The following is a 14,980-nucleotide window of genomic DNA, read 5'->3' as shown; positions in this document are numbered from 1 at the left end:
ATAAGGAAGAGGAACATGCCAAAAAAAAGAATTGCATTCGTTGTTAATTATTTTTATCCTGATCTAGCTTCAACTGGGCAACTAATGACAGAGTTGTGTTTTGATTTAATTGAAGATTTCGACATTACAGTTATTGCAGCACAACCAGGATATGCTGGTGAAACTGTTCAAACAAAAAAGAGATACGAAGTAGAATATCTGGAGAATGGTATAAAGGTTATAAGAATCAAATTACCATCAGTTAAGAAAACTTCAAAATGGAGCCGAATAAAATATATCACTTCTTATTTTATTTTTGCGTTAATAGCACTTATTAGGGAAAAGAATATTGATATTATATATACTATATCACAACCTCCTATTCTAGGAGGATTAATCGGAACAATAGGAAAGTTCTTCAAAAGAAAGAAGCATCTCTATAACATTCAGGATTTTAATCCGGAGCAGGCAGAAGCAGTTAATTACACAAATAACAAACTAATTTATAAGTTTGCGATAAAGCTAGATAAACTTAATTGTAAGTATGCTGACCAAATAGTGTTAGTTGGAAATGATATGGTAGAAACCTTAAAGAATAGATTCAAAAAAGGGAATGTACCCAATTATACAGTTATTAATAACTGGATAAATGAAAATGAAGTTACTCCTCTACCTGAAAATACTGATGAAATTGAAAAATTCAAAGAAAAGTATGGGTTAAGAAATAAATTCGTTGTAATGTATTCCGGTAACATTGGATTGTATTATGACTTGGAAAATATTATTTCAGTAGCTGAACAGTTCACTCAAAAGGATATTATCTTTCTATTTATAGGTGATGGAGCTAAAAAGAAGGAACTTGAGGAATATGTTAATAATCATAGATTAGAAAATGTAATGTTTTTACCTTATCAACCGAAAGATTTTATTAAGTATTCTTTAAATGTTGGTGATCTTCATCTTGTTGTTAATCAAAAGGGGATAAAAGGGGTATCTGTCCCAAGTAAAATATATGGGGTTATGGCTGTTGGAAAACCTATCTTAGGAGTTATTGAAGAGGGTAGTGAAGCAGAAAGGCTTATAACCAAAAGTAGAAGTGGGGTAGTAGTAGAACCACATAAATATAATGAAATTGTTGAAAAAATAACCTACTTTTATAAACTGAACAAAAATAAACGAAGTGAAATTGGCTTAAGAGGCCGGAGATATCTTGAAACTTATTTAACAAAGGAATTATCAATTACTAAATATAAGAAAATATTAAAAAATTTATAAATTTGTATGCAAGTAATATTACTCTATATTAGTTGATAACCCGGAGGTGGGTGGATTCTCAAAAGTTAATATTTATACTGAGAATACTGTGAAATTAGTCAGATATCTAGAGAAGTACCACCAAAATAGATAATAATTTGATGGTCTATAATTCATATGGGTTATAAATTAAAGGAGAATACTATGAAGAAAAGTAACTACACAAGCTTAGCATTCAAATTAATTGTCTTTTTCGCTGTAACCACTTATGCAATGTATTTAGATATAACAATTATAACAAATAGAATATCAGCTGCCTTATCCTTGACTTTCTCATTTATTTTTTTGTATAAATGCAGAAAAAATGTTCCATTGTTTATTGTTGCTTTCTTCATTTTCTACTGTAATTATAGTATCGTTGTAGGAGAATACTTTATTGGGGGGAATCTTGGTGTACCAACTGAAGAAATAAAAACAACAGAAATTTATGGATTAACAATAAGAGTGTTATTAATATTTACTAGTATAGTATCTTTATTTTTTAAATCTAGGATAGCAAATATAGATAACTTTAGAATTATCCCGAGAGATAACATTATTATATTTTATGGATTATTATTAGTCTTAATATACATTTTTCTATTCGGTATTAATAGAGGTGATTTTTCAACATATACTATAAGCATCACACCTATGTATGAATACTCAACCATTATGTTTTTAGTTGCATATTTCTTTTCAGGGAAGTCATCTATAAGAAGGTATTTATTAATTGGGATAATGTTTCTATTCATCTTGCAAGATTTTTATTACGGGGGTAGGATAACATCACTTCAACTTATGATACTATTTTTAATGTTATTTTTGTTAGAAAGATTATCTGTAAAATTAATTTTATTAGGAGGGAGTATTGGGATATTTCTTAATAGTTTAATTGATGTTTACAGACAACAATACTCGTTAGAATCAATTAATCTTATAGGTGTTGCCACTAATTTAGTAAATAACTTTTTTGTTTTCAATACACCAGTTTATGCTTATCATGCATCAGCGACACATGTTGCCGCTGAGCTTCTAGTAACTATTAATGATAAAATTAACTCCTTTTTTATGTTTTTAAGTCATATATTTTTAGGAGCAAGTAATGATATGGGTGATGTTACCCACTATGTTAAGGAACATTATTTTTACAATCACGGTGGTGGATTAATACCTTCTCATTTTTATTTTTGGCTTGGGTGGTTAGGGGTTATTCTTATCTCAGTAATAGTTGTAATTATCCTGAACAAGCTAGGTTCCCGTAATAATCACTATCTGAAAATTGTTACGGTCACAATTATATTTTCTGTACCCAGGTGGTATTTATATACACCCCTTAGTTTAGTTAGACCAGTATTAATCGTATCTGTATTATTTATAATCTTTAATATTGTACATCACATTATAAAAGGAAGTGTAGGTGAACAAAAAAATATTGATTCATCGTCACTTTCTGTGAAAAATATACAATAAACATGAAAAAACTCGCTATTTCTTGGCAATTCATTTCATGGGGACCAATCAATGAACTGGAGGAAATAGCGAGTGAAAGCTAATATAAGTTTACCACTAGGATTGCCGGAATTTATGATTTTAAAAACAGACCATTCAAAAAAAGAATACTACTAGAGGTGGAAACGATCGAATCACCAAATCGATGCATTCACTGCGGTTTTTCAAACCTTAAACGACACGACAAACGTCTACGAAGAGTAAGGAATATGAATCTATTTCATAAAAATTTGCATCTACTCATTCATGTCAAACGATCGCGTTGTCAAAACTGCAAGGAAGTGTTTAGTGAACCTTTATCATCTGTACAATCTGGAAGCCATCAAACCTATCGATTGCAGGAGCACATATTTGAACAATGTCGTGATACAACGATTAGTTATGTGAGCCGTCAATTGGCGATGAGCTACAAAACAATCGAACGTATCTATTACAAAATGGCAAAGAATGAATTACAAGATGAACAAACTTCTAGTGTAGTTGGCATCGATGAATTTGCCGTTCGAAAAGTTCACCGTTACGAAACTGTTGTGACAGGTATTATAACGGGTAACGTCCATGAAATGGGCGCAGACCGTGACTATCAATCAGCTCTACTATCAATCAGCTCTTGAGATTATTGAAATGTTGAAAGACATAGTTTAAAAACCCTTGTTATGCACATGTGGCGGCTATTCCATAAAGCTGACAAATAGTTATATACAGGTGTCCCAATCGTGATTGATAAGAATCATGTAGTTCAAAAAGTGAATCACGCCTTTGATCAAGTCAGAAAAGCTCATAATGCCCAGATTAAAGGACTTAAAAAGGGTAGATTTGCCTTATTAAAGCGCCTTTGTCGTCTAACCGAAAAACAACATCAAAAGCTGGAAGAATACCATGAGGAATCACCAGAAATCGCTCATGCTTATTACTTAAAAGAATGGTTTTATGACTTCTATGAACAGTCAACATATGAGGAGGCTAAAGCATTTTTAAATACTTGGATTGAGCAAGCAAGGATGAGCCCTTTCTTAGCATTTCATGAGTATACAAAAACGTTGGCTACATGGAAGATTCATATCCTAGAATATTTTCGGTTACCTTATACAAATGCCAAAACAGAAGGAACGAATCATAAAATCAAAAATAGAAAACGGATTTCTTACGGATTTAGAAACCCAGAACATTTTCGAATTAGAGTAAAGCTAGAATGCTCTCAGAGTAACAAAGAGTTACATCCTTCTTCGGCTTCCAAAAGCGTAGTTGATGTCGCTTAAGGATCAAGACAAAAGCGCTTGACCCTTGCGCTCCATCAACTGAATGGTTGGTAAGCGCAGAAGGGATTCTACTGACCTATGGAAAGGCCTGAAATGTGCGAGTTCACAGAATATGACGAAGAGCCAAAATATTATTTAAAAAGTTAATAGAGTTATGGCGTCACAATAAAAGGAACCATATTTAAATATTTTATTTAAGGAGCACTTATCATGCTGGATTTTATGATAATAGGTGCACAAAAGTCAGCATCTACTTTTATTCATAGGTGTTTGGAAGAACATCCTGAGGTTTATATGCCTCAAGATGAAATCTCTGTATTTGAAAACCCAGACTATCACATGGAAGGGTTAAAAAAGTTAGAAACTATTATAGAAAATAGTAATGCACCGATAAAAGGTATAAAAAGACCTAACTATTTAGCTAAAGAGGAATGTCCTAAAAGAATCAGGGGTTATTCAGAAAATATTAAATTAATAGTTGTATTACGTAATCCTGTAAACAGAACTATATCTGCATACTATCATTATATGAGAATGGGCTTTTTACCAATAACACCTTTGGAAGAAGGAATAAAAAGTATATTAAATGGGTCTTTAAGCAAGAAATATCAATCAGCTAAGGATATTATAGAATACGGTTATTATTATAAACATATTGATCTATATTTAAAGTATTTTAATAAAAATCAAATATTGGTTATGTTTGATGAAGATATTAAAATGGATTCTATCAATACTTTGAAGAGAGTATATAATTTTTTAGGAATACAGAATAAAACTTATATACCTAATTCTTTAACTAAGAAACCTAATATGGGGATGTATAACCTAAATCGTTTAAGAATAAATAAAATAAAAAATAAAATTATATATAAATATAATAAAACTAATACTCGGTTAACTCAAAGGTCGGGACCAATAATAAATTTGTCAAAAATTTTATTTAGAGGCATTGATGAACTTGTTTTAAAAAGGATATTTTCTGAAAAGAAACCAGAACTAAGTTTTGAAATCAAAAGTAAACTTTATAGTGTTTATGAGGAAGATTTAAATAACCTAGAAAAGCTTTTAAAAATAAACCTTAGTCATTGGAAGGTTTAGGCAGTGTTGGAATTTTGATATAAATACTGAAATTATTAAATTATAGATAAATAAATTGAAAATTTATATGAGGAAGATTAAATATGACCAATAGAACTATTTGGATTGCTGATAATGTTTATAGTGGTCACCATAAATTATATATGGATACATTAAATGAATTGGATAATGTTAATAATATATCTCATGAATTAAGGTTTTCTTCGAATAGAAAAAATATAAAAAGATATATAAAAGAGAGAAGAGATTTCCTTAAAAAAAGCTTAAATAAAATAAATAATGGGGATGTTCTACATCTTCTATATTTGGATAATTTATATACAATAGGACCATTTAGTTTTGGTAATAAAAAGGTAAAGATAGTTGGTACCTTACATCACTACCCACAAACTCGAAAAAAGATGTTTCTGTTAAAACTTTTTTCAAAAAACTTAGAATATATAATAGTACACTCAAAATTTATAAAACAAAAACTTTTAGAGAATAAAATAAAAAATGTAATTGTTATAGATTATCCAGTTTTTAATGATTTTGAAGTCGAGTCTAAGCAAGTTATCCGAAAAGAGTATAACATTGATTTAAATAAGCTTGTTGTTTCAATTTTAGGCGGTACTCGTAAGGAAAAAGGATTGGATTTACTCCTTGAGGCTTTTAAGTATTTAGATGATTCATTAAAAAAAACAATAAAGTTAAATATTGTAGGAAAAGAAGAATTTTTCTCTAAAGAATATATACAAAAAAAAATAAGGCAGTATAACATAGATTGTCGATTAGAATTGGATTTTATTGCTAATAAAGATTTTGTTAGAAACATTGTAGTATCTGATTTATTAGTTCTTCCTTATAAAAGTGATTTTACTGGTAATAGTGGTCCAATGACTGAAGCGGTTTACAGGGATATACCTATAATAGGGCCAGATGAAGGTAATCTAGGATTTTTAATTAATTCATTCAACCTAGGATATACTTTTAAAAGTGAAGATCCAGCTGATTTATCTTTCAGAATTAAAAAATTCTCCCAAGAAAATTGGCAACAATCTATTGAGACAAAAAGGTATAAAAAAAATCTAGAGCCTTCATTATTCTTAGAAAAACATAAACAATTGTATAATAAAATATTATGAATATGAGGAAGATATTATGCCTCAAAAGAAACAATTAGCACGTAATAGCGGTATATATTTTATAATTAATATATTACAAAGGGTATCAAATTTTTTAGTATCGGTACTATTAGCACGAACCCTAGGTCCAAGTAACTTTGGAATATTCTCCTTAGCACAAACTGTAAAAAACTTCTCACAAAAAATAGGAATGTTTGGGCTAGGTTTAAATGCTCAAAAGGACTTTTCAGGGAAGGTAAATAATGAACAATATAAAAAAATATCACAATATATATTGATTAATTTAGTTTTTGCAATTTCAATTCCATTATTAGTAGTTTTATTATCATCTACAATAGCAAATAATGTTTTTGATGAACCTCAACTAGAAATAGTATTAAAGTACTTTTCAATTATTATTGGTGTATCTATTGTATCAAACTTCCTAGTTTCATTGCATAGAGCAAAAAGGAACCTAAGAGATGTTTTTTATACACAACTAATAGAGGGATTTTTTAAATTTATAATTTTATTAGTTTTAACTACAGTAATTGAATTGAAATTATTACATGTTATATATATTTATACTACAGTGGTGTTTTTTCAATTTATATATATAGTTATAAAATCTACAAAACTGGATTTATTTAATGGAATTAGAATAAGAAAACTACCAGCCATTGCTTTTCCCAATAAGGGTATGCTTATTTTAGGTGCCGAGACAACAATAATTAGTATGGGTTATTTTTTTAATCACCAGTTAGATCGTTTGATGCTTGGATTTTTTGATAATGCCACGGTTGTTGGTCAATATGTAGCTATTGTAGCTATAGTTGAAGTTATTTCTGTAGTACAAAATTCAATGCAAAATGCACTAATGCCAATGATTTCTGAATCATATAAAAATAAAAATTATGAAGATATCAAGTTGTCATATTTCTTTATGGTGAAGATAGTGACATTTTTAAATTTTGTCTTTGCGATTTTCGCAATCTCCTTTGGTCCTCTTATTATTAAACTATTATATGGTGAGCAATATCTTAATTCATCTATTAGTTTGGTGCTTACTTTATTAGTTTTCATTAAATTTGTCTCTTCTTGGGCAGGACCAACTGGTGCAACATTACTTATGACTGGCAATACAAAATATGAGTTTATGAATACATCTTCAACAATCATTATTAATATTATTGCCAATACCATTTTCATTTATTATATGGACTTAGATATTGTGGGTGCAGCACTTGCGACATTTATGGCCATGGTTGTTATTAATATAATTCAATTATTTCAAATAAAAAAAACACTTTTGTTTAAACCTATTTCAAAATTTCAAATTAGTGTAATGGCACTATTTGTATTATTTTTAATTACCCAAATATATTTGAGTATAACATTTCTAGTTCAATTTATTTTGGTGTTATTCTTTTCATTACTAGTAACTGTAGTAGAATGGTGGTTCTTAAGTATTAGTGATAAGACATTTTTGCGTAATAAAATTCTAAGTAAATTAAAGAAAGGAAAATAGCTGGTCATATGTTTAAAAAAAGTATAAAAAACTATTTATCTAAATCAATAATGCCAAGATTGATTGATCACGATACAGGTTTTGAAGTGAAGGAAAACGACATATTTATAGCATCTTATCCAAAGTCGGGAAATACGTGGATGAGATTTTTATTAGCAAATTTAATCTATAGTAAACAGAGGATTGATTTTGCTAATATAGAAGATTTTATAGTTGATATTTATAAACGAAAAAACAATGAAATTAAACGTAATAATGATATTAATATTTTTAAAACTCACAGTTATTTTAGGCCTAAATTCACGAAATATAAAAGTAATAAGGTAGTATACATTGTAAGAGATGTTAGGGATGTAATCATATCGTACTATCAGTATGTACAAAAAAGGAAAAATACCTCAATAGAGTTTAACGATTTTTATAATCAGTTTTTAGCCGGAGATATCGATAATTATGGAACATGGGGTGAAAACGTCGGAAGTTGGCTAGGAGCTTCTAAGGGAAATTCAAACTTCCTCTTAATTAAATATGAAGATATGTTAGAAGATATATATTCAGAAATGATTAAGGTATGTGATTTTTTAGATTTAAATGTAAATAAATCGGAATTAACCATGGCAATAGAGAAAAGTTCTTTTGATAATTTACAAAAAAGTGAAGTAGAAGTTCAGAATAAAGCTGAAGAGTTAAAGAATACAAACCAAAATATAAAATTCTTTCGATCTGGTAAGAAGGGTCAGTGGAATGACTATTTGACAAAAAAACAGATAGAAATACTTGAGTCACAATATAGTAATCTTCTTAAAAAGTTAGGTTATATTCAATAGAATTATTAACGGAGGTATAGTATGAGATTATTACTTCTTTCAGGAGGATCAGGAAAAAGACTGTGGCCACTATCCAACGATACACGATCAAAGCAATTTCTAAGAATATTAGAAAGTCAGAGTAATAAGCAATCAATGGTTGAACGTGTATGGGAGCAGTTGAAATCTGTAGGATTATCAGATTCTTCTATGATAGCGACATCAAAACTACAACGTGAAATGATTCATAACCAATTAGGCTTGGATGTTCCAGTGCTAACTGAACCAAACCGAAGAGATACCTTTCCAGCCATTGCATTAGCAACATCATATTTATATTCAGTTGAAGAAGTTAACGAAGATGAAACAGTAGTCGTCTTGCCAGTAGACCCATTTGTGCAGGATGATTTTTTTAATAGAGTGAAAGATTTGGATAATGCACTTAACACTTCTAATGCTGATTTGGGACTTATTGGTGTAAAACCTACCTATCCTTCTACAAAATACGGTTATATAGTTCCTAAAATGAATAACAGTGATGGGGTAGTAGAAGTTAGCCATTTTACAGAAAAACCAACAGAGGAAAGAGCAGAATCATTAATAAATGAAAATGCGTTATGGAACTGTGGTGTATTTGCATTCAAACTTGGGTATCTGATGGATGTATTAAAAGAGAAAGGGTTGCCTACTGAATACACATCGCTAAAAGATCAATATAATGATCTACCTAAAATAAGCTTTGATTATGAAGTGGTTGAAAAGGCTAATAGCATTGTTGCACTTCCTTATGATGGCTATTGGAAAGACTTGGGTACATGGAATACATTAACCGAAGAAATGGCGACAACTCAAATTGGAAAAGGTGTTGTAAGTGAGGATTCGGTAAATACTCATTTAATTAATGAACTGGATATCCCGGTTACAGTGCTGGGTGGCAAAGACTTAGTAGTAGCTGCAAGTCCTGATGGCATATTAGTTAGCGACAAAGCATCCAGTCCAAAAGTTAAGGATCTTATAAAGGATTTTGATCAGCCACCTATGTATGAAGAACGGATTTGGGGATGGTCAAGAACATTGGACTATACGAAATACGATGATGAACAAGAGATGGTAACCAAACGAATTTGTATAGAAGAAGGAAAGAATTCCAGCTACCATTACCATAATTTAAGAGATGAAGTCTGGACCATTGTAAAAGGTGAAGGAGAACTAGCCCTTGATGACCAGATCACCAGAGTAAAAGCTGGAGATGTTATTCACCTTCCTGCCGGTAAAAAACATGGTGTACGAGCTATTTCTGAACTCGAATTTATAGAAGTTCAAACAGGTGCAGGTATTAGTAATGATGACTTTAATCGTATATATTTCGAATGGGAAGATGTTATTGCCCATTTTCAAAAATCAAAAGCAACAGTTATTTCATAGGTGATCCTTATGAAAACTGTTGCTTTTTATATTTCTGATTACGGATTTGGCCATGCTTTCAGAAGTATTGCAATAATACGGGAATTGTTTCAGCAATATGGTGAAGACTTGAGAATGATTATTTGCAGTTCTTTTAGCTATGGATTTTTCACAAGAATCTTTAACTGGTCACAATGTTGAGTTTAGAAAAGTGAACACAGATGTAGGTTATGTATCTCTTGCTCTCTGCATAATTATTTACTGTGTGGGTTAATCCCCATTTTCCCACCTACGCTGGCATATGTTTCTCCTTTTTGATTTACCTCATGTCTGATATAATCAATTTTAGCCACTGCTAACATCTCCTTAATAACCTCCTGTCGAACGTTGTTGGTCCAACGAGGAGTTTAAAGTTATTTTGAGAGGTTGGCAAGTGGTTTTTTATTTATATACCCCCCTTTTGGGAACTACATAAATTAACTGCCAAAGACTACATTTTTAGTTTGCCATAAACACAGAATGCCTTCTATTCTAAAGTATAAATTATCTGAATTCTAGAAACAGCTATCTTCTTTGGAATTAATTTAGCTATTTTGCAGGATTTTTGTCATCTTTTATCTAATATATGTAAATAAAACACAGAGGGGGTTTTTAGTATGCCTAAAACTTACAATCTTTTTATCAGCCATTCATGGACATATTCAGATGCATATGATGGTTTAATTGAATTGCTTGATAAGGATGATAATTTTTTATATAAAAATTACTCTGTTCCTAAAAATGATCCAATTCATAATGCTAAGAATGAAAAAGAACTTTATGAAGCAATTAAAAAGAAAGTCAGTCCTAGCGGTGTGGTTATAATACTGGCTGGTGTTTATTCCAGTCACAGCAAGTGGATTGATAAAGAGATTGACATTTGCAAAACAGAATTTATTGTACCAAAACCTATTATTGCTGTAGAACCTTGGGCATCAGAAAGGACTTCAAAACGTGTAAAGGATAATGCGGACAGTATTGTTAAATGGCAGTCAAAATCAATAATTGATGCTATAAAAGAACTGGGATAAATAAAAGTATGTTAGATAAAACACTAGTATGCTAGTGATTTTATCTAATTTGACTTTAATTTAAGAGGTGTTGTTTGTGAATGAAGAAGAGTACGGTGATAATTATAAAGAACATTTGCTAGAACAGTATAAGTTATATGTTCAACTAACAGATAACACAACTGTGCAAAGAGGGAACACAAATAAGTTTTATATTACCGTTCTTTCAGGATTATTGGCTATAGTATCACTTTTTATTAAAAATAACTTTCCAAACACAATGATACTAATTATTTCTTTGTTAGGCGGTTTACTATGCTATACGTGGTACGTACATATAAAGTCGTATAAACAATTGAACACAGGCCGATTTAAAGTTATTCATGAGGTTGAAAAACAGCTTCCTTACTGTTGTTTTTATGAGGAATGGAATCACCTTAAACGAGGAAACGGAGAAAATTATACACGTTTAACTCAGATTGAACAAAAAGTGCCAATTTATCTTGGTTTTCCTTATTTAATAATAGCCCTTTATTATTTATTTGAGGTTTTTTCAATTTGGTAATTGATTTATCTTAATAATATTCCAATTTAAATCATTGCTTAAAAGGCGGATTGTACAATAAGGAGCGATATTTTTGGGTACTTCGGTATTTTTAAGTTATCCTAAACCACATCAAATAGTTCAAGAGAAATTTGTGGAAGAAATTAAGCAATATTTGAAGAGTAGTGGTCTTGAACCAAGAACTCTCGGTGTTACAGATTACGATATGGATGCACCGCTGACAGCAATTAGAAGGTTAATGCTAGAATCTAATGGAATTATTACAATTGCTTATAGACGATATTACATAAATAACGGATCGTTTAAGTATTCGCCTGATCTAGAAGGACAAGACTCGAAAGATATTTCAAATGTCTGGATGACTAGCCCGTATTCTCATATTGAGCCAGCTATGGCCTTTCAATTAGGACTTCCCATACTAATTTTAAGAGAGAAAGGTGTGACTGGAACTTATTTACCAGAATTTGATTTAAATGAAGATACACAGGATTATTTAGAAGGTGCTGAATTTCTCCAAATAATGGAGAAATGGAAAGGATACGTTAGGCAGGTTGTTCAAAGCAAAGGTACACCACCAAGACTATATTATTAGGTAATATAAGATTACTTCTCTTACTAGGATAGGAGTTGTTACACTATTTTTGTCTACTTTGGGTATTAACAATGATCTAAAATAAATTTAATAAAAGTAATGAAGATAAAAAGGAGTGACATTAAGTGAATAATTCGATTAAGGACATTGATAAAGGTCTATTTGATTTATTATGTAAAGTGATTAGCAAAAATCGTATAACGTCAATCAATCAAATTATCACAACAGCTGCTATAGATGGGTACAGTGAGCCAATCGTAAGGGATGCATTACAAACTTTAGTGGATAATGACATGATTTCTACACTTGAACATACTTTTTCATATGGATCGAAAACACAGAACTTTGCCATTAACCCAAAGTTTGACCGTTTTTGTCAACAATAACTACTATTGGCGGCGTGATATCCGTACCCGGTACCACAAATGGACAATTAGGGGTGTTTGTCCCTATGTGGTGGATAGAAAGGGCTTGTGGGATAATTCCTGCAAGTTTATTTTTTTGTATTGAATTAGTTCAAACTTCTATTTTGAGTGTCTTGTGATTGATAAAATATCGTTTTAATACTCTGGAATATGTTTTTTTACCCACTGAGAATTTTAAATTTTACTAGTTTGAGTTAGCACCGGGTTCTTGGATAAGATAGAAACATAGATATCACGTCACCGTTTTGAAAATCAGTCATGGGAGGTTGCTAGATTGGGAAGACAGAAAAGGATCTGGTTTCCTGGTGCGAATTTGCATATAACCACTCGTGGAGTAAGGAGGACGACTTTATTTCATGAGGACGATGATTTCCTGGAGTACTTAAGGATTTTAGAAGAGGTAAAACAAACCAAACCTTTTACACTCCATGCCTACTGCCTTATGACCAATCATGTTCACCTCCAGATGCAGCCACATGAACATCATCCCGGAAGAATCCTTCAGCAGGTTCACCTCAATTATGCCAAATACTTCAACAAAAAATATAAATTCACAGGTCATGTGTTCGAAAGCCGATATGCTTCTGAATATTTACATAATGTAGAGTACGAATTAGAGGTAAATAAATATATTCACTTAAACCCGCTCCGAGCCAACATGGTATCGGAATTGAATGATTATAAGTGGAGCAGTTATTTCGATTATGTAGATCGGGAGCGGAGTACAGGGTACGATCTATAGCTTAGCCAGTAACCCCGCAAGCTCCTGCTTCTCATCCTCAATCTCCTTACGACTTTTCTTAGCTAAAGGCTGCTTTTCTTTCTCCTTCTCCACTTCAAACCACTCCGGCAGCACTTCTCTTTTCCGTGAAACTCGCGGTTTGGACCTTTGCTTTTGATAAGTCTGTTCCTCTCCCTCTGCTTCTTCAACACTGGTAATCCCTTTTTTCTCCCAGCTTTTTAAAATACTCTTCACATACCCCCAGTTCGCCTTATTTCGCTCTAAGGCTCTTTTTATAGCTTGGATAACCAGTTCATCACCAACAGACTGAGCCCATTCCTGGACATCATGTTGAATATAGGTAGGCAGTTCACCTGCATTTTCCTCAAAGAAAATCACGGATGCAGTTTTTGCATTTGTTGTTGTAGGATTGGTTTGGTTTTCTTTCGTCTTTCTTTCTTTTATTAATGGGTCCGCACTGTGGTTCAAACTCTGGTCAGTACTCTGGTCCATCGTGTGGTCGGCTTTGGGGTTCGCGCTGTGGTCCATAATGGCCAACAGGCTGACCATTTGATATTCCGGAGCCTGATTTCCTCCCCGGGATCGGACGTGAATGTACCCTTTGTCCACCAGTTCCTTTCGCGCCCGCTTAAACGCACTATCCTTTAACCCGGATTTCGTTTTTAAAACCGTAGCAGCGACCGTAAATGTTTTCCTCCATCTTGTCAGATTGTTAATGTGCATTAACGCATGCCAAAGACTCACGGCAGAATTTGAGACAGGATTGGTTACGCCTAACGTATAAAAAGCATTAATCTCTTGAATATAATTCATTATGGATCGTCCTTTCGTTTCTATCATTTTTGGATGGGAATTGATTTTGAATAGCGGATTGATAGCGCAGCATACAGATCGCCGTTCGCTGGATTTGTTTTTCGAGCAGGTAAAAAGATTCCTTAAGTGGAAGTTCATCCCCGTTTCTAAATCGGATGATTGATGGATGGATTTTTTTCGAAGCGGTGTGATTGGAGATAAGCGAGTCAATGTGGGGATAAAAAATCCATTGGCAGTTGAAGTCGTTAGGGGAATGAGTCGGAAAGGCATAAATTTGCTGGTCGGGATAAATAGGAATGGGGACCTTGTGACGGAAGCTCGTTTGATACATAATGTACTGCCTCCTCCCATCATAAGATGACCCAGCCTCCAGACAGGCCCTCTTGATTAGCTGCAAGGGGGTTTTTCTTATATAAAGTTCGCGGCCTTTTTCTAATACGATGGTGTCATAGTCAAAATGTCTGGCGGGCAGTAAGGCGATGGTGGAGGGGGTAATGCGGTAGTTGCTCAGAATTTCAGTCATTGGGGACACTCCTTTTGTGGGGAAATTGGGGTTAAACAAATCGAAACTCGAGGCTGGTGCGGAGGATAAGAGGAGGAGAATGGGGTTAATTCATGTTCTTCTTGATCTCATCAAGTAATTCCCATGGGATATGCAGGGTTTTAGAAAGATGAATAGATTGAATACGTAAGGCATCGTCTCTCCCCGTTCCATTCTCCCTAAACTTTTGTCATGAATCCACGCTTGATAAGCGATCTCCTCTATAGAATGAACATTGATTTCCTTTTCCATTTCCATTCTCCTCCTG

16 protein-coding genes are annotated in these 14,980 nt (G+C 32.4%); 14 read left to right on the top strand and 2 right to left on the bottom strand.

The features are described from left to right. Window positions 1-15 precede the first annotated feature (15 nt). The 14 genes from ABD006_RS04950 (at window position 16) to ABD006_RS04885 (ending at window position 13,358) form a co-directional block, all read left to right on the top strand. Window positions 16-1,254 carry a glycosyltransferase family 4 protein gene (locus ABD006_RS04950; RefSeq protein WP_343838300.1) on the top strand — a complete coding sequence of 413 codons (1,239 nt, stop codon included), beginning with the start codon at window positions 16-18 and terminating at the stop codon, window positions 1,252-1,254. Between the two features lie 183 nt (window positions 1,255-1,437). Next, complete coding sequence (locus ABD006_RS04945) at window positions 1,438-2,745, top strand: hypothetical protein (RefSeq protein WP_343838297.1); 1,308 nt, start codon at window positions 1,438-1,440, stop codon at window positions 2,743-2,745. A 158-nt stretch (window positions 2,746-2,903) separates the two neighbouring features. Next, window positions 2,904-3,398, top strand: a complete 495-nt coding sequence (locus tag ABD006_RS04940) for a helix-turn-helix domain-containing protein (protein ID WP_343838295.1) — start codon at window positions 2,904-2,906, stop codon at window positions 3,396-3,398. Window positions 3,399-3,500: 102 nt separating this feature from the next. Further along, a complete protein-coding gene (locus tag ABD006_RS04935) occupies window positions 3,501-4,043 on the top strand; it encodes a transposase (RefSeq protein ID WP_343838293.1) in 543 nt (180 codons plus the stop codon). A 210-nt stretch (window positions 4,044-4,253) separates the two neighbouring features. Then, complete coding sequence (locus ABD006_RS04930; protein WP_343838291.1) at window positions 4,254-5,144, top strand: sulfotransferase domain-containing protein; 891 nt, start codon at window positions 4,254-4,256, stop codon at window positions 5,142-5,144. A gap of 83 nt (window positions 5,145-5,227) precedes the next feature. Further along, entirely contained in the window at window positions 5,228-6,268 is a 1,041-nt protein-coding gene (locus tag ABD006_RS04925) for a glycosyltransferase (protein WP_343838289.1), read from the top strand. Window positions 6,269-6,284: 16 nt separating this feature from the next. Beyond that, the gene (locus ABD006_RS04920) at window positions 6,285-7,775 is read left to right on the top strand and encodes an oligosaccharide flippase family protein (protein ID WP_343838286.1); all 1,491 of its coding nucleotides are present in this window, start codon (window positions 6,285-6,287) and stop codon (window positions 7,773-7,775) included. 8 nt (window positions 7,776-7,783) lie between these two features. Then, window positions 7,784-8,602, top strand: a complete 819-nt coding sequence (locus ABD006_RS04915) for a sulfotransferase domain-containing protein (protein WP_343838284.1) — start codon at window positions 7,784-7,786, stop codon at window positions 8,600-8,602. A gap of 21 nt (window positions 8,603-8,623) precedes the next feature. Then, window positions 8,624-10,006 (top strand): sugar phosphate nucleotidyltransferase, encoded by a 1,383-nt coding sequence (locus tag ABD006_RS04910; RefSeq protein WP_343838281.1) that lies wholly within the window; start codon window positions 8,624-8,626, stop codon window positions 10,004-10,006. Between the two features lie 635 nt (window positions 10,007-10,641). Continuing rightward, window positions 10,642-11,055 carry a TIR domain-containing protein gene (locus ABD006_RS04905; RefSeq protein ID WP_343838279.1) on the top strand — a complete coding sequence of 138 codons (414 nt, stop codon included), beginning with the start codon at window positions 10,642-10,644 and terminating at the stop codon, window positions 11,053-11,055. Window positions 11,056-11,131: 76 nt separating this feature from the next. Continuing rightward, window positions 11,132-11,599, top strand: coding sequence for a RipA family octameric membrane protein (locus ABD006_RS04900; RefSeq protein WP_343838277.1), 468 nt, complete (start codon window positions 11,132-11,134; stop codon window positions 11,597-11,599). Window positions 11,600-11,672: 73 nt separating this feature from the next. Further along, the gene (locus ABD006_RS04895) at window positions 11,673-12,191 is read left to right on the top strand and encodes a hypothetical protein (RefSeq protein WP_343838274.1); all 519 of its coding nucleotides are present in this window, start codon (window positions 11,673-11,675) and stop codon (window positions 12,189-12,191) included. A gap of 125 nt (window positions 12,192-12,316) precedes the next feature. Next, window positions 12,317-12,577, top strand: coding sequence for a hypothetical protein (locus ABD006_RS04890; protein ID WP_343838271.1), 261 nt, complete (start codon window positions 12,317-12,319; stop codon window positions 12,575-12,577). 313 nt (window positions 12,578-12,890) lie between these two features. Then, entirely contained in the window at window positions 12,891-13,358 is a 468-nt protein-coding gene (locus ABD006_RS04885) for a transposase (protein ID WP_343838268.1), read from the top strand. Here ABD006_RS04885 and ABD006_RS04880 read toward each other — a convergent pair. Beyond that, on the bottom strand, window positions 13,353-14,171 hold the full coding sequence (locus ABD006_RS04880) for a DnaD domain-containing protein (protein WP_343838265.1): 819 nt from the start codon (window positions 14,169-14,171) through the stop codon (window positions 13,353-13,355). The genes ABD006_RS04885 and ABD006_RS04880 overlap by 6 nt on opposite strands. Then, window positions 14,149-14,694, bottom strand: a complete 546-nt coding sequence (locus ABD006_RS04875) for a competence protein ComK (protein ID WP_343838262.1) — start codon at window positions 14,692-14,694, stop codon at window positions 14,149-14,151. Before ABD006_RS04875 ends, ABD006_RS04880 begins: the two co-directional genes overlap by 23 nt. Window positions 14,695-14,980 lie beyond the last annotated feature (286 nt).

Source organism: Salinibacillus aidingensis, from assembly GCF_039522525.1.
Lineage (GTDB): Bacteria > Bacillota > Bacilli > Bacillales > Alkalibacillaceae > Salinibacillus > Salinibacillus aidingensis.
This window is presented reverse-complemented; position numbering and strand designations above follow the sequence as displayed.